Consider the following 19,830-nt stretch of genomic DNA (forward strand, 5'->3'; position numbering starts at 1 on the left):
ATTCATCGTATTGGATGTAGCTATTTGAAACAAGTATAGCGCGGAATGCTGTAAAAATATCTCTATTTTATTATGGACCAGGAAGGATGGGGAACCCACCCGGGGGGATAGCCATCAAATAGGTCGGGGTGGCGGTTGGGTTTCCCCTCAAAGCACCAGGCGGAATGATTGCTACGAAAACCGTTGGCGTTACTGATCCGCTGGCGATTGGCTGCGGATTAGTAATCGTAGTCGCCTGTGCGCTGGTGGGAGCTGCAGTTCCCACTTCTGGAGAGACGATGATCGCGAGCGTGGCAGGAATACAGGCAGGGGTTGTTACTTCGGCAGACACCCAGGCATAGCTACCTTGAAATTCAATATACCACCAACTGCCATCCTGGTTCTTTCCAGAGACATTGGCTGTCGTGCCTTGTTGTAAGTTGCCGAGTATGGCGTACTCTTGCCCGGGTCCGTTGCGGATATTGACAAGTGTTGTGGCAGTTACTGTAGGTGTGCAGGAACTCGGATCTGCTATGGCAGGGGCTGTTGTTGCTGTGGGCGTATCAGACGCAATTAATAAAGTTGGTGAAGGTATAAGAGTATTCGCCGATTCGGCGTTGCCTTGCGGTAGGTTGCAAGCCAGAGTCGTCAGAACGATCATCAGGATCGAAGCGACCCAATTTTTGTTTTTTGAAAACAAGAGGTTCTCCTAATTCATTAATACCTATATTTTACAGACATTTCAATAAAACCTAGATACCTCTTTTTTCCCAAACAACTGAGAGCATCTTTACACGTACACGCACGCGCGCATCCGCACCCGACGATGCCCAAAGCGAAGCAGTCTTGCGATACACATCCTCTTCCAACTTTTCGAAATCCTCCCATTCCTCTTCCATAAATTCCTTCATCTCCGAAGGCGTATCCCAATAATAAAAGAACGGAAATTCCTCCATCTTTTTTTGGATGAACCACCCGCGAGATTCAACTTCCCTCATGGCTTCATTCGCCGCCGCATCATCTGCCACCCCTATGGGCATATCGCTCAACCTACCCGATGCCTGCCAGCCCGCCGACGAAACGACCTCCACTGACCACGAATCCTCTAACGGACGCAGATCAAGCAAAGTCCCATTGGGTTTGAGGGTTCTGTGAATTTCACTGAGAGCATGCACCATGCTCGTATGCTCCATTCATCAGAGCGACCAGGCGAGGATGGCGATATCAAATGTTTCTTTAGAAAAGGGGATATGGCTTGCGCTGGCTTCAGTGAATTGAATTTTTGAAATGCCCTTCAGGCGCGCATCGGCTTTTGCAACCCGCAAGGCATCATGGTCTGGGTCGAAAGCGATAACTTGTTTTGCCGAGTTGGCATACTTGAAGGTCAATCGCCCTTCACCGCAACCAACTTCCAAGACGCACGCGTTGGAAAAATCCACCAACCGCTGTAAAGTCTTGCGTTCAATGTTTTCAGGGTCTTTTTGTAGGGGCATTACTTGTTCAACTTCTTCATGTACTGAACGGATTCGCCGACCAGCTCTTTCAAGACTTTCTTATCCACGTCTGCCAATTTTTTGATATATAAACAAGACTTGCCCGTGGAAAACTTACCAAGCTTTTTCAGCAATTCAGGATAACCGTCAAACCCCGCCATGATGTACAGCGTGAGGTTTTGTTTGCGAGGGGAGAAGCCCACCAGCATCCAATCGCCTTCGCGTCCGCTCGCGCCTTTGTAGTGGTAACTGCCAAACCCGACAATGCTGGAGCCCCACATCTTAGGCTCCGCTTTGGTGACTTGCTTCATGAGCTTCGCGATCTCGAAACAGTCAGCGCGAATTGTTTCATCTTCAACAGCATTTATAAAATCTTCCACGCTCGCGTCGTTTAACTTGGTTTTCAATTCCACATTCTTCGCCATCACAAACTCCTCGCTTGGCTACCGAAACAACGTTACACGTGTTTGACCTTTTGCGCATTTTTCGCAGAGGTGCTGACCAATTCTTTCAAGACCTTCTTGTCTACATCTGCAAGTTTTTTGATATACAAACAACCTTTTCCGGTGGTGTGCTTTCCAAGATTATCCAGCAGACCCTTATAACTCTCCAAGGCTCCCGGCAGATACAGCGTAATATTCTGTTTGCGTGGCGAGAAGCCCATCAACATCCAATCCAACTCACGTCCGCTGGCGTAGATCAAATGTTGCTCACCAAATCCAATAATGCTCGAGCCCCACATCTTGCCATCGCTTTTGGTGACTTGCTTCATCAACTTCGCAATTTCCAAACAATCTTCGCGCAGGGCTTCTTCCTTGATGGCACCGATGAAATCTTCAACGCTTGCTTCGTTCTTTTTCGTTTTCAGTTCCGCTTTCTTTGCCATGGGATATCTCCTTTTGGTGAACGGTTAAAGTAGAGATATTTTAGCTTATTTGTTCTAAAAATAAAAGTAGCGTTTTCTACAAGACCTTGAAATGCACCTGCGGAGCTTTGTGTTCGACAACCTTTTCTGCTGCATACGCCAACCGCAAGAGAGTGACTTCATCCCAGGCGCGCCCCATGGCTTGCATGCCGATGGGTAAGCCTTTTTGCGTGTATCCAGCAGGGAAGGTGATAGCAGGCAGACCGGTCAGGTTGGCGGCGGTGGCGAAACGCATGATCTCTACCGTCACGCTCAAATCTGACTCACCGTCGGGCAGAGCGCCTTTCTTGATCTCAGGCGCGGCAATCGCAGTGGTTGGGGTCAGGATCACATCCACATCGTTGAACGCCTTGTTGAAGTGAGCGATCATCCGCGTGCGAATGCGTTGGGCTTTGACGTAATCGTCGGCGCTGAATTGACGTCCGAGGGCGAGGTTGATGCGTACGTCCAAGCCATGTTCTTTGTGATGCTCATCATAGGTCTGGCTCATACCTTGCACCATTTCACTGACGATGGTCACAGTATGTGCGATGCGATTGGCTTCAAGGTTCGGGATGACGATCTCTTTGACTTCACATCCCATCGCTTCAAATTGTTTCAGCATGGCTTCACAAGCGGCGACCACTTCTTTGTCGGCATGGTTGAACCATTCACGATAAATGCCGATGCGCAAACCTTTGAGATTTGTATCGTCCCAACCTTTAATCGATGGCAGCGGTTGATGCAGCGAGATATCGTCTTTGGGGTCGGGTCCTGCGATCAGGGCGTAGGTCAAGGCGGCATCTGTTGCAGACCCGGCAATCGGACCGATATGCGCTACGGTCCAATCTAATGGGAATGCGCCGAATTCGCTGACGCGTCCGTACGTGGCTTTCAAGCCGACCAAGCCGCAAAATCCCGCCGGAATGCGGATCGACCCGCCGCCGTCCGCACCGATGGCTACGGGGACGAAGCCCGCAGCTACGGCGGTGGCAGAGCCGCTTGAACTTCCTCCCGTAAAGTGAGCGGGGTTGTAGGGGTTGCGCGTGGTGCCATGATGTGGATTGAGTCCCGTCACGTTGATGCCGATCTCGTGCATGTTGGTCTTGCCGATCAACAATGCGCCTGCGCTTCGCAACCGGGCGACAACGGTCGCATCTTCTCGAGCTGGAGTCTTCCCGAGAAAGGAAGTGCCGACCGTGGTGGGGTAGGGCGTCATGTCGATTTCATCTTTGACTGCCACCGGAACCCCGTCGAATATACTGAGCGGTTTGCCATCTTTGAATCTCTGTGTAGATTCTTTTGCTTGGCGCAGCACATCTTCGCGGTTCACAGCGATGAAGGCTCGCAGCGGTTGGCTGGATGCTTCGCTTTGTTCGATCGCTTCCAGAACGCGCTTCGCTACATCTTCTGGCGTGAGCGTCCTTGCGCGATAGGCGTTAGCATATTCGTGAATGGATGTGAAGACGAAGCCTTTGCCTTGTGAAGGGGATGTGGGAAATTCCGCCTCGGGCACAGTGGCGGCTTCTTTTTGCAATTGACCTGTGTAGTGAATCGGTGCATATGTTGGCGCTTCGTCAAAGTGTTGCTTGCGTAACCAGGTAACGCCCGCACTTTCAAAGAGTGTGGGAATTAATGCGCCTTTCAAGGCGCCTTCTACCAGAGAGGCAAAGAGTTTCAAGACTCCGCCCGCCAGATATGGGAGTTTTACCGACTTCAGATCATATTGGTTTGCCATCATATGCCTCTTTTGCGAGATATATTTTTTACATCACGGTTGCGATATTTATTTTGGTGAGAGTGTTGCGGCAAATTCAACGCCGAGCTTCACCCATTGCGCGAGTCCCTTGGCGGATTTAGTTCCGCTGGGTTCTACCATCAGCCAGCCTTTCATGGGTTTGGGGCTGCCTTTCATGGTGAATATCTTGACGTGTGTGCGCTTCAACATGGATTCGTAGTCGTCCACGCCCACACGCACGATCAAATCATCACCAAGAATACCGACCGCCATATTCCCATGAAGCATATAGCCGACACCGCCGAACATCTTTTTTTCGATGATTGGCAAGCCTTGAACCTCAGCGCGGATTCGCTCGGCTAGTTTTAAGTCGTACGCCATGCCAGGTTATCCCGTGCCGAATTGTCGGTCGCCAGCATCACCCAAACCCGGCACGATGTAAGCGCGTTCGTTGAGATGATCGTCAATGGCGGCGACGTAGATATCAATATCGGGATGTGCCGTTTGCATGGCTTTGATACCTTCCGGCGCGGCGATCAGCCCGACGAACTTGATCTTGGTCACGCCCCAGCGTTTGAGCACATCCGCTGTAGCTGTGGCGGATCCGCCTGTGGCAAGCATGGGGTCGAGGATCAGGCAGACAGCTACGCGCGGCTGGATGGGTAATTTGTTGTAATACTCCACCGGCTTGAGGGTCTTTTCATCGCGATACAAACCGATATGCCAGACTTCGGCAGAGGGCATCAGTTCCCAGATCCCTTCTACCATTCCCAGCCCGGCACGTAGGATCGGCACCAGACCGATCTTTTCCTGAAGCTGTTGTGCGGTCATTTTTTGAAGCGGCGTTTCGATCTCCACAGGTGTGGTGGCAAGGTCGGCAGTGGCTTCATACGCCAAAAGTCCCGCGATCTCTTGAACAAGTTCCCGGAACTTCTTGGGCTCGGTGTTCTTATCACGCAGACGGGATAATTTATGGGCGACCAGCGGGTGTTTCGAGGCATAAACGTTTGACATGGGCTATTCTCCAAAATGAGTTGATTAATTATATCTGCGAAGGTGATATTTGTCCGCTGACGAATACGGGCATATTGACTACACTGAAAGGGAAGGAGTTCATATGAATGGAAATGATTTTATGGCGTGGATCTTGCGTTCACCGTTTCATAGCATTTTGAGTAATGGCATGATGCTCATTACCATCACTGGGCGAAAGACGGGTAAGGCTTATACGACCCCGGTTGGATATTATGTAGAAGGGGAGTACCTGTGGGTCATCACCAGCCGCGAAAGAAAGTGGTGGCGTAATCTACAGGGTGGCGCGACAGTTGACCTGTTGCTGAAGCGCAAACCTGTGCGAGGTGCCGCCGACGTTGAATTGGATGAGAAGGCGGTCGAAGCGAGAATGTATGAATATCTCCGTCATGTTCCGCAAGCGGCAAAACCAATGAAAGTCCGTGTTGAGAATGGAAAGCCTGATCCTCAGGATATCGCCAACACTGCCAAAGACCGTCTCTTCGTGAAGATCAAATTAGCGCAATAGCCTCAAAACGATTGGCACTGCGCCAATTAGGATGCAAATAAAAAATCCTATTGCAAGCATGGATAGACAGGCCGGCAGCAGCCAACGGATCCATGTCCATGCTGCGTATGTTTTCCAAGCTTTGATGGCGAAAGGCTGGACTTTATTCAAGAGGTCTGGCGCTTCTTTTATAAAGCTCGAGGTTGAACCGGTTGCTTTAGGCTTAACCTGTGCTGCAGGTTGTTGTTTTCTGCGCAAATTTTCAGGGATGGTCAGGTTTGCGCCACAATATGTACATGCCATACGGATAACACCTGCGGCGGGCTTATTGGGTCCGCCGCAGGCATTGCAGGGAAAGGTTTCAGACATGCAGTTATTGTACTTGTTGTTTATTGTCCGTTGTCTGGCTTGGGGTTAGAATCAGAAAGACCAATTTGATGAGGAGACATCCATGACCGAACAGTTTAAGTTTGGCGGTGAGATAGTTTGGCGACCAACCCCTGCACAGGTGGAAGGGGCGAACCTAACTTCTTTTATGAAGGAATGGGGCATCAAAGACTTTGATGCCTTGATGAAAAGATCGACACAGGATGTGGAATGGTTTACCGATGCAGTCTTGAAGTTTTTGGATATCCGCTTTGTCAAACCTTATTCTCGAGTGATGGAATTAGATATGGGGATGCAATTTCCAAAGTGGTGCGTGGACGGGCGTATGAATATCGTACATACCTGTGTCGAAAAGTGGGCAAGCGATGAAGCTGGAGGCTCCCTGCCAGCCATTGTATTTGAAGGCGAAGAGGGAATTACACGAACTTTATCATACGAAGATCTGAACAATGAAGTGAATAAAGCCGCCAATGCTTTGCGCTTTTTAGGGCTTGGAAAAGGCGATGCAATCGGCATTTTTATGCCTATGACCCCGGAGATCGTGATCGCGTTGCTGGCAATCGCCAAGATCGGCGGCATAATCCTGCCGCTGTTTTCAGGTTATGGGTCTGGCGCTATCGTCTCGCGGATGGTGGATGCGGAAGCCAAGGCGCTCTTTGCAGCTGATGGCGCGTTTCGGCGCGGCAAGGCAGTCGAAATGAAGTCAATTGCTGATGAAGCGGCGGAGCAGATCCCTGGTTTGAAGCATATGATCGTTCTGCAGCGCACCGGGCAGGCAATAAATATGAAGGCAAATCGAGATGTTTGGTGGCATGATCTTATGCAATCTCAAGGCGGTATAGCTGAAACTGAAGTTATGAGTGCCGAAGATCCGCTTATGGTCATTTACACTTCTGGCACAACCGGCAAACCCAAAGGAGCGCTGCACACACATTGCGGATTCCCGATTAAGGCAGCGCAGGATATGGCGTTCGGCACGGATGTACATCGCGGCGATGTCATTTATTGGATGACGGATATGGGCTGGATGATGGGTCCGTGGTTGGTATTTGGGAGTTTGATCCTCGGCGCGACAATGTTTCTTTATGATGGCGCGCCGGATCACCCTGCGCCAGATCGGTTATGGGAGTTGGCGGAGCGGCACAAGATCAATCAAATGGGGGTTTCGCCAACATTGATCCGGTCGCTCATCCCGCATGGCGATTTGCATTTTGAAAAGCACGATCTGACGTCATTGCGTTGTTTTGCGTCAACTGGCGAACCATGGAACCCGGATCCCTGGATGTGGCTGTTCGAGAGAGTTGGCGGCAGGAGAGTCCCCATTATTAATTATTCTGGCGGTACGGAGATCTCCGGCGGGATTGTGATGGGCAATATGCTCATGCCGCTCAAGCCATGTGCTTTTTCTGCGCCCTGCCCTGGCATGGATGCGGATGTGGTTGATGAGAATGGCAAGTCGGTTCGGAATGCCGTGGGTGAGTTGGTCATCAAGGCACCATGGATCGGGATGACGCGCGGTTTTTGGAATGATAAGCAGCGTTATCTGGATACTTATTGGTCGCGTTGGGAAAATGTATGGGTACATGGTGATTTTGCTGCAATCGATGATGACGGCTTGTGGTACATCCTGGGGCGTTCGGATGATACGATCAAGATCGCGGGCAAGCGTTTGGGTCCGGCTGAGGTGGAATCGATTCTTGTGCGGCATGAGACCATTGTCGAGGCAGCTGCGATCGGGGTGCCGCATGAGGTCAAAGGGAGTGAGCTGGTCATTTTTGCAGTGACCAAGCCCGGGGTAGAGCGAAGCGCTGCTCTTCGTCAAGAATTGCATGAGATGGTGGTGGCAGAGATGGGCAAACCGCTGGCTCCCAAAGCCATCCTGTTCGTCGCGGACTTGCCCAAGACGCGTAATGCCAAGGTGATGCGGCGCATGATCCGCGCGGCGTATTTAGGTCTGGATTTGGGCGATACATCTTCGTTGGTAAATCCGGCGGCAGTGGAGGAGATCCGCAAAATTGGAGTGTAAAAAAATTCGTGATAGTCGGCTGTAAGGATTAAGTAGGGTTTCTACTACTTATTATTATTATCTTGAAGCGATAAAGTAGAGACAGGTTTTCATTGCAATTTTGTTGCAACCATAGAAAAGGAGAAAACTATGAAACGGTTCAGCTTTGTCGCATTGATTTTGTTCACCCTGCTTGCACTGACGACGCAGAACGCTTATGCCGCTACGGCAATTTCCATGTTCATGAGGAATGATGATGGAAAGCCGACCTTCATCTTTACAGTAAACGGTTATTTCTCGCAGAGTGAGCTGAGAGATGGTTATGTGCTTGTTTCGAACGGGGATGAATACAAGTTGCATTGCAGCCAGTCCGATGAAACCACAGTAGTTTGCAGTGCTTCTTCGGCCGTGGTAGGTTCGGATGTGATGGTGTATTTTGGCGGCTCGAGGTTTTGGGCTTCAACACCGGTCGAACGGCATCCGGCTCCGCCTGCTCCTGTATTGACCCATATCACCTAATCGAAAATACAGTTCGATCAAGTCGTAGTCGCTGGGCTGGCACGAATGCCAGCCCAGCGCTTTTAAGGGTGCGGCTGCTGTTCGAAAAAAAACGATTGGACTATTTTCTTTTATAATAAACCGACTGCCATTTATTGGTAGTAAAGGAGATTGAATGAAAAGAGTTCGAAATATGATCCTGGGGTTGACCCTTTCACTGATGTTCATCCTGTCTTCCTGTGGAACGCCGACACCCGAGGTTGTGACTGTTGTAGTGACGGCTACGAATTCACCGGCGACTGAAGCGCCCGTCGCTCAGCCGACGGTTCCGCTTGCGCCGATCAATCTCGGCGGACCTCAAGGCGGTGAAACCATCAAATGGATCGACGGAAGTGTATTGGTGTACATCCCGACGGGTTCCTTTACGATGGGGTATGGCGGTGATGCCCCCATCCATAGCATCTCATTGGACGCGTACTGGATCCAGCAGACCAAAGTTACCAACCGGATGTATGATCAGTGCGTCAGGGCGGGTGGATGTACTTCGCCGACCCAGGAACTTGGCGGACCTGTGTTCACCAATCCCAGTTTTGCAAGTAATCCTGTAGTGGGAGTCACTTGGGATCAGGCGCAGGCATACTGCTCATGGATGCAGGGCGGGTTGCCAACGGAGGCGCAATGGGAAAAGGCTGCGCGTGGTGCAAATGGCAATACGTATCCCTGGGGTGAAGCGGAACCAACCTGTGGTTTGCTCAACTTTGGCAATTGTTATGGACGCACCACAAACGTAAATACCTATGAGGATGGAAAAAGCCCCTTTGGTCTTTACGACATGACTGGTAATGTGTTTGAATGGGTTTTTGATTGGTATGATGAAGCATATTACACCACTTCGCCCACTGCAAACCCAACCGGTCCATTGACTGGAAAGTACAGAGGAGTGCGTGGAAGTTCATTTGAGACCGAAGATATTCAGGTCCTTCCTGCGATACGCCGTTATAACGAGCCGACCGATGCCGGGCGTGCGACAGGTTTCCGTTGTGTAGTGCAAAACCCGCAGCCATTCGCACCTTATTGTCAGTTGACTGCGCATATACCTGTAAACCAGGTCGAATCTGCAACTTCCTGCGAAATGCCGGAAGGCGTGGTTGTTAATCAGTATTGTCAGAATGGAGATGGATACGGCGTGGCGCAAATCTCCTTTGGGTCAACCTGGGAGGAAAGTGGAACCCGTATTCAATGTGAGGAAAATATTGATGGCGGCATCCGTTCGTTGACATGCAAGGGTCCGCGCGGCATTGAATCGACGAATGAGGTGATTGTCTGTAACCCGGCTTGTACCAATCAACCGGATGTCAGCAGCCTGAACGCATTTTGTGATGCAGGATATACGCTTGATCCTGGTACTGGAAAATGCACCTATACCCCGATCCTTGCCCAGCCGGGAGCTGGGGGGTGTCCGCTTGGGTATGTGACCATTCAACGCGGTGGTGTGCAGGTTTGTGCCGCTGGACCTGCACCAGATAATTCTTGCCCGATCGGCTTGTACTTTGATGATCTGGCGGGCATGTGTGTATCTCCTAATGGCGAAACCAACGCGCCCTTCGGCATTGATGATTCTGTGCTTGCCGGGCAGACCTATGCTGGGTGTGTGAACGGCTATGCTTACAACGAGAATTTCCAATGTTGTCAAGCTGCCGTGGGAGCCGTTCCCCCGAGTTGTGCTCCGGGCTTCATTTTTGACGATAGTATTGCTGCTTGTGTGCCTGTGCAGGAAGAAGCGCTGGGCGGTACTGGGTGTATTGCTGTTCGAATTAACACAGTAAAGTGTGTTCAGCTTGAAGATAAGGTTTGTGCGCCAATCAAGGAAGAAAATCGTTGTGTGGCAAACCTTCAATGTAAATGGAATGAAAAAGCGGATGCTTGTGACCCGCGCGTGAAACCATAAACATGGTTTTACTGAATTGATCAAAACCGCCTGTGAGCATTGACTTGCGGGCGGTTTTAATTTAAAGGGAGTATTTATAACGCAATTAATCTGAGTTGCGCTAGTACCAATATGCGGGTCTGGAACTAAGACCAATGGGTGATGTCGGATGCTATCCCTATCTTTACCATCAGCATATACTAAAACTGATGTTTAGTTCAACTTTATAAGGAGAGAGCCGATCATGAAAAAAGTTTTTTATCTTGTTTCAATGTTAGCTGTGCTGTCTTTGGTGTTGGCAGCCTGTGGTGCTCCAGCAGCCAACACAGACTCGGCAGACCCGGGACAGTCGGGTGCTGCTGGGCTGGAAGAGGCACCGACAGAAGCGCCTCCCGCAGACGCCGCTGTTGGGAACGCCGGACTTCAGACAGTGGACCTGGCTGGACCGCCCATGGAAGTGGGGTCTAAATTTCTGTACGTGGACGGAACTGTTCTGATTGCAGTGCCAGGCGGACCCTTCACCATGGGGTATAACTTTGCTGACAACCCCGAACGCGAGATCACAGTTGGTGATTTCTGGATGTACAGCACCAAGGTGACCAACCGTCAATATGCTTTATGTGTCCAGGCAGGTAAATGTACACCCCCTGATCCAACTAATGCTCCAAGTTTTTCAGATACTAAATTTACCAATTTTCCTGTTACCGGTGTCACACATACCCAGGCAGCAGAATACTGCGGTTTTGTGCATGGCAGCCTGCCTACCGAAGCGCAGTGGGAAAAAGCCGCTCGTGGACCCGATGGGAATATTTTTCCATGGGGAAATGGTGCGCCTACCTGCAGCCTGACGAATTACGGTCTTTGTAAAGGGCAGACGAATTCCGTGAATGACTATCCCGATGGTAAGAGTTTCTATGAAGCCTGGGATATGGCTGGGAATGTACGTGAATGGGTTGCCGATTGGTACAGCCCAGTCTATAACGTAGAGAGCCCTGTTCAAGATCCACTCGGACCAGAGCTCGGTGAGAAACGCTCGGTGCGCGGAAGCAGCTATGCAGACAGTGCCAATATCACCATAGCGGCTCATCGCTTCTCACTTGACCCGGCTGCAAACGCTGAAGATGTAGGCTTCCGCTGTGTGGTAACTGAGCCAACTTATTTTGCACCCTGGTGTGAATTGGTTGGTTATGCAGGAATTGGACCTGATGGGTCGCCTGCGGAATGCACCCCGACTGTGCAATGTAACGATGTGAATGTTAATGTGGAACCATTCTGCGATCCGCAAACCCAAAACACTTTTACTATTGTTACGTTTGAGATGAGTAACAACCCTCCAATGGATTGGGCATATGATGCGCCGGGGTGTAATCCCATCTCTGGTGAGCAGACTCCGACCAAGGATAAATTCCTATGTGAGCCTCCCGGATCTGGCGGAACAGCAACTACGACCGGTTCCTGCACAGATGTGGCAGGTTGCGCCGCCACCTGCCCGATGCATTACACCAAGGATGGTGACAAATGCGTATGGGATGGTAGTGGCACTGAGGGTACTGCATGTCTGCCTGGCGCTACCTATGATCCACTAACACAATGCTGTACTGCCACGCCCGGCACCGGTGTTGACTTTGGTTTGTGCCCGGTTGGCTTTTATGAATTGGGTGGTGTTTGTGTGCCCAACCCAACCGCTTTTGTAGATACTGCCAGCGCACCGATTACGATTATTCCATCATGTATTGATCCTACTGATGAACCAGGCGACGACCCCGGGGATCCAGGCGGAGGCGAACCAGGAGGCGGACCTTGCCCACCTCCTCAGGTTTTAGTTTGCCCGCGAACAGCACCTTGTTTTTGTAAATAAACATAAGTATTTTAAGATGGACTTCTCGAAAGAGGGTCCATCTTTTGCTTAAGTAAGAGCTAAAGTACTTTTTGATAATCGTTACCTGAATTAATACTTTGATTTACGTGCAGACACACTGTATTAAAAGTGTATTTATTGATTGCCGCTAATTCTCACAACCCGATTTTGACTAGTTTGGCGACATATACATAAAGGAGATAAATAAGATGAAAAAGGTCGCGTCTATTTTAGTGGTGCTTGGTATTCTTTTATCCATGTCGGTGCAAGCGGTTTTTGCTGCACAGCAAGGTACGTTAGAGTTGATCGAAGCCCGTAATGATAGAGGAGGCGGTGTGATTTTTATCTTCCGCTTTAGTCCCAATGATTTCACAAGATCAAGCTTTAAAGATGGCAGGGTCTATTTTGAAGATAGTTCGTTGAAGTTGAATTGCCCGGCGGAAGGGCTATTGCAAGGGGGGGGGGGCGCTCGCCGAATGTAGGGGATACTTTGCCTGATTTTCCTGACCCTTGGGGTGGAAATCGTGATTATGATTTCAGAGACGAGAGCCCTAGTGGGTGCTTTGGCGCTGTGACCGAAGATGCATATTACGCTCAATGTGGTTTCTAATGTTTTCAGAAAGGGGATGGCGACTTAATAGTGAATGAAGTGTAATGATACACCCGTGACCTCTTGGTTTTGCGGGTGTTTTTTTCGGTAGAGTCCATCCTTGGTTGGAGCGACGTCCGAGAGAGAAGGACGCGAATCTAGTTCTCTGGAGGGGTTGTGTTTTTAGAATAAGTGTTCTAAAATTCATCCTAATTACTAATTTTTTAAAAGGAGAACTATCATGTCCAAACGAAATATCGTTCATGTGGAAATACCTGCCCAAAACGTTGATGCGACAGCTGGTTTTTATCAAGCCTTGTTTGGGTGGAAGGTTCAACCAGTGCCCGAAATGAATTACACCATGTACGAAGATGGCAGCGGCTCGGGTGGGGGCTTCCCGTTGGTTTCTGCTGAAAACCCGGCTGGGCAGGTGCTTGTTTATATTGATAGTATTGATATTGTTAAAGATCTCGAAAAAGTTGTACAGCTTGGCGGCAAGGTAATTCGTGAGAAAACTGAAATTCCCGGTATGGGTTGGTATGGAGTCTTTCAAGACCCAACTGGGAATGTGCTTGCGCTTTACACAAGTTTGAATCCCTAAATAGCTATGGGCCAATTTATATATCTACTTCGACCAACCCGTCTGGGCATGGTCACTGAGGGACCGACCTCCTCAGAAGCAGAAACGGTTTCGCGGCATTTTGCTTATCTAACCGACCTGACGAATAAAGGTGTGGTGATTCTTGTCGGCAGGACACAGAACAACGATGAATCGACACTAGGTATTGTGATCTTCGAAGCGGATAACGAAAGTGCAGCCCAGAACATCATGGAAAATGACCCGGCGGTACAAGGCGGCGTGATGACGGCGGCGCTTTATCCATATAAGATCGCTTTGATGCGAAAGTGAAAATATCAATGTATGCCATGACCGGAAAATTATCTACTCAGCCGGATAAGCGAAATCAACTTGCCGAAATTTTATTGCGCGCTTCGAGATTGGTTTCCACCATGCCGGGCTGCCACGCGTATATCATCCTTGAAGATGTGAAGGACGACTCTGCGATATGGGTGTTTGAAATTTGGGACGATAAGGAAACCCACGATGCTTCCTTGCAGGATGCTGGAGTAAGGGCGCTTATCGCCGAAGCCATGCCGTTGTTGAGCGGCGCACCGAACGGTTCTAACTTCCGAGTATTAGGAGGGCATGGTCTTCGCGGATAGGGGATATTGGCTTGCACAACAATGAGTAGACTCTGCTTGACGCATAGGTATCGCAGTGGTATCCTTGCGCCCAATGCCTGAACAATATGTTGTTGACCTGAATACCAATGCTAATACCACCCGCACCACTCGTCGGTGCCCGGGGCATTGGTGGTTGTCAGGTGAACAGCAACAAGTTCATACTCACTAGGTACACCAAATGCCCCGAAGATATCGGGGCATTTTTCTTAAATTCACAGGAGAAATACCATGTCCATTTCAAATACCACCCCCGTCCTCGCTGTTGAGGAGAAACACCTGATCCCTGTAAGCGACCATCTTAAGCAGATGATGGATATCCCGCCATCCCGCATGTTCCTCATCAATAAGTCATTGAAGGTCTATTTAGAAAAGAACGCTGGGGCAAAGATCTTTGATGCCTCTCAGGGCGACGGCGGCGCTTCTCTGCCTGGAACTCCCAAGCCTCTTTTGGAGCGCGCGCTTCAACTCCAGATCGAGCATGGTACCGCCTACGATATGCCATTCGGCACTGAAGCCTATCGCAAGGCGGTCATTGAACAATACTGGAAGCTGGATGCCGCTTCAGGTTGGGGTCCTGCCAACGTCCTTGGCACCGCGGGCGGACGTGACGCCTTGAACAAAGCCTATCAAGCCATGCTCGCCCTCGGGCATGGACGCCAGGGCGATCTCATTATGGTTTCCCGCGTCCCATGGATTTCTTATAACTGGGGTCCCTATGGGGTTGGTGCGAATGTTCTATGGGCACCCGGTGACCCGGCACAAGGTTGGGCGTATTCAGAAGAAGCAATTCGTGAAAGTGTGAAATTCGCAGAATCTAAAGGGCGCAAGATCGCGGGTATTATCATCACCAATCCTGATAACCCCACTGGCTTGACCATTGCTGTGGAAAAGCAAGTCTCGCTTGCCAAAGCCGCACTCGAAGCAGGCGTCGCTTTCGTGCTTTTCGATTGGATGTATCACTATGTTACAGATGAATCGCCGATGGACCTGAACTCCTTCCTTAAAAATTTCACTCCCGAAGAGCGCAAACGCATCATGTTCCTCGACGGCATTACCAAATCGCTGGGCGGCTCTAATATCCGCAATTGTCATCTCGTTGCTGATGAAGCAGTCATCAAATTTATCACGGCTCGTGCTTCTCATGGTGTCATCCCTTCCTTCTTCTCGCTTGCAGTTGCCATGGCAGCGTATGAAATGGGCTTTCAGGAAGCCGCCAAGCCCATCATTGAACCAACCAATGCCAGCCGCGTTGTACTGAAAAAACTGCTCGCAGATAGCGGACTCCAGCATATTATTGGCAAGGGTTATTATGCTTTTATGAATGTCGGAGAATACATCAAAGCCAAAGGTTGGGCTGACACGGAACAGCTAGGGCAGTATCTCGCTGAAAATCACGGTATCGCCATTGTCCCTGGCGCTTTCTTCTCGCCTTTCGGTGGTGACTGGATCCGTTTCTCTTACGCCACCCCGGCCGAGCGAACCGAAGGTGCCTTCAAGCGATTGATGGAAGGTCTTAACTCACTCAAGGGCTGAAATTGCCGATCCCGTCAGGATATTAGAGGTTCATGCCCATTGTGAACCTGACGGGATATTCCTTTATTCTTATTTGAATTCATTTCCACCGTGGTTAAAAAATCATGCCCTCACAAAAATTTGCCGATAAATATCTACTTGCGCTTGAAGAATCAATAAAAGAAAAACCCCAAGGCGGACTCGCCGGTTTTGAACAGGAATGGAATCTGCTCGATGAAGACCTGCGTCCGTTATTAACCGTGGGGACGGGACCCAACAAGCACTCCTTTGTCGATTACCTTCGTGCTGAATGCCTTCCTTCCTGGCAGAAGCAATTCAGTCAGCTTGAGGTCTTCCACTGGATGATCGAATGGGCCACACGTCCATATTACACTCCGCGCGGTGCCATGTATGAAGCCCGCCTGATGGAAGCCACGCTCATGAATGCTCTGCATCATGCAGGTACTAATTTTGGCGAACGTCTGCATTACTGGCATGGAAACCTACTTTTTCTAACGGATATAGGGTATCAGTCCATCCCTGGAAATTGGTCACTGGCTAAACGCCGTTACCTCGAAAAGTGCGTGGATATGTATGGTGATACTCTTGCTACCACGGGCATTCACACCAATATATCCCTGCCAGACCCGCTTTTTGCCTGGGATTTTATGCACCTCTCTGCCAGTGAGCGCGGCGATAAACATCTCGATGAATTTAAATCCGAGTTTTATATTACTGCCACGCGCCTTCTGCGGGCATTCGCTTCTTTATTTATCGCAACCAGCGCCTCCACGCCGATGCAGGCACAGGTTAGAGATGGACGGGCTGCCGTCATCCTCACTGAATACGACTCGATCCGTAACCTGACCTTCCCAAACCCGCGCGAAACGGATCTGCCAGATCTATATCGTTCGTATAACGATTATTTACAGATCTCCTATGACCTCGTCCGACGTGGCGTACGTTTTGGCAACAATAATTGGACACCCGTCCGTGCTCGCAGTTTTTCAGAACCTGTTGAACGAATTATTTCCACAACAAGCGAACAGCTTGAGGCGCTTTATGCACGGGGCTTATTTGCTGCAGGTCAATCCACTCCGCCCGAAGAAATGGCGCGTCAGGTGGAGCGCCAAAATCTGATGGCTCGCATCAATCTGCCCATGGGGCGTGTAGAGATCCGTGTGGATGAGGGCGGTCATAATCTTGACCTTGATGTTGCCAACCTGACCTTCCGCCATTTGCTGATGCTGAAGATCTACTCCGACCCAAAGTTCGCGCGCAGCTTCCGTTACGATCACGAAGATATCACCCGCGCCCGCGCCAATGAAGAGCTTGCGTCCAAGTATGGTTTGCGTGCCGAGATCGAAAACCCGATTACTGGAAAGCCCATAACCGTTCGCGAATTCCTCAAATGGACCCTCAACGAACTCAAACCGCTTGCACAATCCCTTAACCAGTGGACTGACCTTCAGCCGCTTGTAGAAATGGCTGAAGGCGGACGTAACACTGCAGAGAAGATCCGTGCTCGTCTAAAAATGGAGATCGGCGAAAGCGACGAAGTCCCCATGTCACTTTTGAAGGAATTCTTCTATGAGCATGAGGCACGCGTGAAAGCTGATGTGGAACGTGTTTGCTCTGATTACTCTGCTCTTGGAGCCGATGCACCTAAGATCGCCGAATATATTCAGCGCAGCCGGGATGCAGCACGGCAAGCTCCCAATATGCCGGTTCAATTCCGCCCGCGCATACGTGCAGTACTTGATCTGTCCTATCCCAACAAAACCGCTGAGATCCTTGATCTTGCCCAGCAATTGATCCGTATTCCATCCGTCACTGCCTGCCCCGATGAACGCCTTGATGAAGTACACCGCGCAGGCTCTCTCATCGATGAGTATTTGCGCAATGCTGGTTTGGAAGTGAAGTATTTTGATGGGAAGTATCCCGCTGTGTATGCCACTTTCCCCGGTGCTTTGAAATCCGACCCGATCCTGCTCACGGGTCACTTCGACGTAGTCGAACCTGAGCCCGATGACTCTCAGTTCAATCCGCGCATAGAAGGGGATTACCTGCACGGACGCGGCGCGGCGGATATGAAAACTGTTGTCGCAACTTATTTGGTCTGGATGAAAGACCAGATGAAGACCGGGGAGCCGTACCCGAATGTTCAATTGCTTTTGGTTGGTAACGAAGAGAATGGTGAAGCCGAAGCTTGGGGTACCCCACACGTTTTGAAAGAACTAAACCTCGTCCCATCATTATTTATCGCGGGCGAACGTACCGGCGAAAAAGGCACCGAGCTCTTTGGTGAAATATGCATCGAGAATCGTGGCGTAATGCGTTTTGATGTGATCGCACGAGGAGCAAAGGGACATAGCGGTGTGGCAGGAACCGGCGACTTGAGCGAGAAACTGATCGCTGCCCGCTCTGCTTTAAGCGAAATGTTTGCCAAGCATCTCACCCTTAAGGCAGCCGATGGCTGGCAGTCGCAAGCGAAATTCCCGTTCATAAACGTGGGCACTCCAGGGGTGTATAACGTCACTGCAGCGGAAGGTATCTTGGGTGTGGAGATCCGTCCCATTCCCAGGATGATGTTGAAGGATTGAAATCCAAGGTCGAGGCGTACTGTGCTGAGAACGGACTGGAATCCAGTTTTTCGGTCATGGAAAACGGTGTAGCATGTGACCCTAATAATCCAGCGTTGAAAGCGCTTATCGAAGCGGTTCGGCAGGCAGCGGGTGGGGAAGAGCCGCGTATTGGTAAAAAATTGCCCGGCACCAGCGCACGCTTTGCTCCCGGTGGTCAGGCAGTTGTTTGGGGGCAGTCGGGGGTGGGTCCGCATGCGAAGAATGAGGCACACTTCATTCCGAGTATCGAACCATATTACAAGTCGCTGAATGAATTGGCGAAATTATGGAAATAAAAAGATGGGCGACCAAGTCGCCCATCTTTTTATTTTGAAGGTCACTTGCCCCATGGAGGAATAAAAACTTCCGGGTCCACACCGAGCGCATCTGCTACACGATTGATGTAATTAAAATAACCGATGACCTGTGTGGCGTCATGAATGGCGGTATCGTCAAAGCCGACATCGCGCAACTCATTGAGGTCGTCGGGTGTCATTGTGCTGGGCGAGAGGGTCAATTTTTCGGCGTAACGACAGAGGGATTTATCTGCCTCAGAAAGCGGCGCACTAATCCAATCTTTTGCCACTGCATGCACAAAAGCATCAGCCTCGGCTGCGTTCATTAATTTTCCAACCTCAACACGGAGGTCGTGTGCGTGTGCCTGTGTTCAGTAATGACATTCATTTACAGTGGAAACAACCACAGCCAGCATTTCTCGTTGCACGCGTGAAAGCGGCGATTCGCCCATCATGAGTGTGGAATAAAATCCAATGCTGTCTCGCAAGGCGCGCGGGTTAAGTGACATGATATGAACAATATGCCATACCCGCCCGGCGCGCTTTAATGCCGTGTCAAATTGCGTCTTCAATAAGCCCGTGGCTTCTTCGATCGAGATCTGCTTGATCCACGGCATATTATTTTTTCCTTGGTAAAAAATCGAATGGTGGGCGGTAATTCATTTTCACCAGGTGCGCACCCGCTTCCCCTGCATGGATGGCGGTCAATGAACCGGTGTCACATCCCAGTCGTTGAAAATGATCGAGTGGCATTCCAAGGAAATGGGCTACTGCCAGCTTGACCGGATCCGCGTGAAATACCACTGCCACAATATCTTGTGGCTTATTGTGTTTTTTGATCACTCGTTCCAACACATTGGCGATCCGCAATTGGCACTCAGGAAATGACTCGCCTTCAGGAAAGCGAAAACGTGATGGCGCGTTTTGTACGATCTTCCATTCCTTTTTTAGCGCCAGCAGCTTCCATGATTTTCCCTGCCACTTCCCAATGTCGGTATCCATCAAATCAGGTTCTTGTTGAATGCCTAATTTATGAGTTTCTGCGATCGGCGCTGCTGTTTCCATTGCCCTTTCAAGCGGACTCGCATAAATGGCTTTGATCGGAACGTCACGCAGCGCTTCTCCCAATGACTGGGCCTGTTTCTGTCCTTTTTCATTTAAATGTACGCCGGGAATTCGTCCAGCCATTTTGCCGGTCTTAACGTATTCATTTTCACCATGTCGGATCAGTAATAATAAAGTCATAACCTTGTGCT

General features: G+C 50.1%; 24 protein-coding genes. 12 read left to right on the forward strand and 12 right to left on the reverse strand.

Features of this window, described 5'->3' with window-relative positions; translation table 11 throughout:
* Positions 1 to 70: 70 nt before the first annotated feature.
* The 8 genes from IPG80_RS02260 to upp form a co-directional block, all read right to left on the reverse strand.
* Positions 71 to 679: an SH3 domain-containing protein gene (locus IPG80_RS02260; RefSeq protein ID WP_345102223.1), complete on the reverse strand. Its 609-nt coding sequence runs from the start codon at positions 677 to 679 to the stop codon at positions 71 to 73.
* A 52-nt stretch (positions 680 to 731) separates the two neighbouring features.
* Positions 732 to 1,157, reverse strand: coding sequence for a hypothetical protein (locus IPG80_RS02265; RefSeq protein ID WP_345102226.1), 426 nt, complete (start codon positions 1,155 to 1,157; stop codon positions 732 to 734).
* An 18-nt stretch (positions 1,158 to 1,175) separates the two neighbouring features.
* Positions 1,176 to 1,472: a class I SAM-dependent methyltransferase gene (locus tag IPG80_RS02270; RefSeq protein WP_345102228.1), complete on the reverse strand. Its 297-nt coding sequence runs from the start codon at positions 1,470 to 1,472 to the stop codon at positions 1,176 to 1,178.
* Entirely contained in the window at positions 1,472 to 1,897 is a 426-nt protein-coding gene (locus tag IPG80_RS02275) for a DUF1801 domain-containing protein (protein WP_345102230.1), read from the reverse strand. The genes IPG80_RS02270 and IPG80_RS02275 overlap by 1 nt, the downstream gene beginning before the upstream one ends.
* A gap of 32 nt (positions 1,898 to 1,929) precedes the next feature.
* A complete protein-coding gene (locus tag IPG80_RS02280) occupies positions 1,930 to 2,358 on the reverse strand; it encodes a DUF1801 domain-containing protein (RefSeq protein ID WP_345102232.1) in 429 nt (142 codons plus the stop codon).
* Between the two features lie 76 nt (positions 2,359 to 2,434).
* On the reverse strand, positions 2,435 to 4,117 hold the full coding sequence (locus tag IPG80_RS02285) for an amidase (protein ID WP_345102235.1): 1,683 nt from the start codon (positions 4,115 to 4,117) through the stop codon (positions 2,435 to 2,437).
* Between the two features lie 45 nt (positions 4,118 to 4,162).
* Positions 4,163 to 4,495, reverse strand: coding sequence for a TfoX/Sxy family protein (locus IPG80_RS02290; RefSeq protein WP_345102237.1), 333 nt, complete (start codon positions 4,493 to 4,495; stop codon positions 4,163 to 4,165).
* Between the two features lie 6 nt (positions 4,496 to 4,501).
* Positions 4,502 to 5,128, reverse strand: a complete 627-nt coding sequence (upp, locus tag IPG80_RS02295) for a uracil phosphoribosyltransferase (protein ID WP_345102239.1) — start codon at positions 5,126 to 5,128, stop codon at positions 4,502 to 4,504.
* A gap of 103 nt (positions 5,129 to 5,231) precedes the next feature.
* On the opposite strand from upp, the gene IPG80_RS02300 reads away from it, so the two are divergent.
* On the forward strand, positions 5,232 to 5,654 hold the full coding sequence (locus IPG80_RS02300; protein ID WP_345102241.1) for a nitroreductase/quinone reductase family protein: 423 nt from the start codon (positions 5,232 to 5,234) through the stop codon (positions 5,652 to 5,654).
* Here IPG80_RS02300 and IPG80_RS02305 read toward each other — a convergent pair.
* On the reverse strand, positions 5,643 to 6,002 hold the full coding sequence (locus IPG80_RS02305; protein ID WP_345102243.1) for a hypothetical protein: 360 nt from the start codon (positions 6,000 to 6,002) through the stop codon (positions 5,643 to 5,645). The genes IPG80_RS02300 and IPG80_RS02305 overlap by 12 nt on opposite strands.
* A gap of 82 nt (positions 6,003 to 6,084) precedes the next feature.
* On the opposite strand from IPG80_RS02305, the gene IPG80_RS02310 reads away from it, so the two are divergent.
* The 11 genes from IPG80_RS02310 (at position 6,085) to IPG80_RS02360 (ending at position 18,574) form a co-directional block, all read left to right on the forward strand.
* The gene (locus IPG80_RS02310) at positions 6,085 to 8,046 is read left to right on the forward strand and encodes an AMP-binding protein (RefSeq protein WP_345102245.1); all 1,962 of its coding nucleotides are present in this window, start codon (positions 6,085 to 6,087) and stop codon (positions 8,044 to 8,046) included.
* Positions 8,047 to 8,175: 129 nt separating this feature from the next.
* Positions 8,176 to 8,544, forward strand: a complete 369-nt coding sequence (locus IPG80_RS02315; RefSeq protein ID WP_345102247.1) for a hypothetical protein — start codon at positions 8,176 to 8,178, stop codon at positions 8,542 to 8,544.
* 154 nt (positions 8,545 to 8,698) lie between these two features.
* Positions 8,699 to 10,471, forward strand: coding sequence for an SUMF1/EgtB/PvdO family nonheme iron enzyme (locus IPG80_RS02320; protein WP_345102249.1), 1,773 nt, complete (start codon positions 8,699 to 8,701; stop codon positions 10,469 to 10,471).
* A 223-nt stretch (positions 10,472 to 10,694) separates the two neighbouring features.
* Positions 10,695 to 12,308 carry an SUMF1/EgtB/PvdO family nonheme iron enzyme gene (locus tag IPG80_RS02325; protein WP_345102251.1) on the forward strand — a complete coding sequence of 538 codons (1,614 nt, stop codon included), beginning with the start codon at positions 10,695 to 10,697 and terminating at the stop codon, positions 12,306 to 12,308.
* Between the two features lie 209 nt (positions 12,309 to 12,517).
* Positions 12,518 to 12,790 carry a hypothetical protein gene (locus IPG80_RS02330; RefSeq protein ID WP_345102253.1) on the forward strand — a complete coding sequence of 91 codons (273 nt, stop codon included), beginning with the start codon at positions 12,518 to 12,520 and terminating at the stop codon, positions 12,788 to 12,790.
* A gap of 348 nt (positions 12,791 to 13,138) precedes the next feature.
* Complete coding sequence (locus IPG80_RS02335) at positions 13,139 to 13,498, forward strand: VOC family protein (RefSeq protein WP_345102255.1); 360 nt, start codon at positions 13,139 to 13,141, stop codon at positions 13,496 to 13,498.
* 6 nt (positions 13,499 to 13,504) lie between these two features.
* The gene (locus tag IPG80_RS02340; protein WP_345102257.1) at positions 13,505 to 13,807 is read left to right on the forward strand and encodes a YciI family protein; all 303 of its coding nucleotides are present in this window, start codon (positions 13,505 to 13,507) and stop codon (positions 13,805 to 13,807) included.
* 17 nt (positions 13,808 to 13,824) lie between these two features.
* Positions 13,825 to 14,121 carry an antibiotic biosynthesis monooxygenase family protein gene (locus IPG80_RS02345; protein WP_345102259.1) on the forward strand — a complete coding sequence of 99 codons (297 nt, stop codon included), beginning with the start codon at positions 13,825 to 13,827 and terminating at the stop codon, positions 14,119 to 14,121.
* 249 nt (positions 14,122 to 14,370) lie between these two features.
* A complete protein-coding gene (locus IPG80_RS02350) occupies positions 14,371 to 15,675 on the forward strand; it encodes an aminotransferase class I/II-fold pyridoxal phosphate-dependent enzyme (protein WP_345102261.1) in 1,305 nt (434 codons plus the stop codon).
* Positions 15,676 to 15,779: 104 nt separating this feature from the next.
* Positions 15,780 to 18,257, forward strand: a complete 2,478-nt coding sequence (locus tag IPG80_RS02355; protein ID WP_345102263.1) for a M20/M25/M40 family metallo-hydrolase — start codon at positions 15,780 to 15,782, stop codon at positions 18,255 to 18,257.
* Positions 18,254 to 18,574, forward strand: a complete 321-nt coding sequence (locus tag IPG80_RS02360) for a hypothetical protein (RefSeq protein WP_345102265.1) — start codon at positions 18,254 to 18,256, stop codon at positions 18,572 to 18,574. Before IPG80_RS02355 ends, IPG80_RS02360 begins: the two co-directional genes overlap by 4 nt.
* A 41-nt stretch (positions 18,575 to 18,615) precedes the next feature.
* On the opposite strand, the gene IPG80_RS02365 is transcribed toward IPG80_RS02360, so the two are convergent.
* From IPG80_RS02365 to IPG80_RS02375, 3 genes are read right to left on the reverse strand one after another with little or no spacing between them, the layout of a single operon-like run.
* Entirely contained in the window at positions 18,616 to 18,900 is a 285-nt protein-coding gene (locus IPG80_RS02365) for a peroxidase (RefSeq protein ID WP_345102267.1), read from the reverse strand.
* Between the two features lie 45 nt (positions 18,901 to 18,945).
* On the reverse strand, positions 18,946 to 19,191 hold the full coding sequence (locus IPG80_RS02370) for a hypothetical protein (protein ID WP_345102269.1): 246 nt from the start codon (positions 19,189 to 19,191) through the stop codon (positions 18,946 to 18,948).
* A 1-nt stretch (position 19,192) separates the two neighbouring features.
* Positions 19,193 to 19,819 carry a histidine phosphatase family protein gene (locus tag IPG80_RS02375; RefSeq protein WP_345102271.1) on the reverse strand — a complete coding sequence of 209 codons (627 nt, stop codon included), beginning with the start codon at positions 19,817 to 19,819 and terminating at the stop codon, positions 19,193 to 19,195.
* Positions 19,820 to 19,830 lie beyond the last annotated feature (11 nt).

This window comes from Candidatus Villigracilis vicinus, from assembly GCF_016702885.1.
GTDB lineage: Bacteria > Chloroflexota > Anaerolineae > Anaerolineales > Villigracilaceae > Villigracilis > Villigracilis vicinus.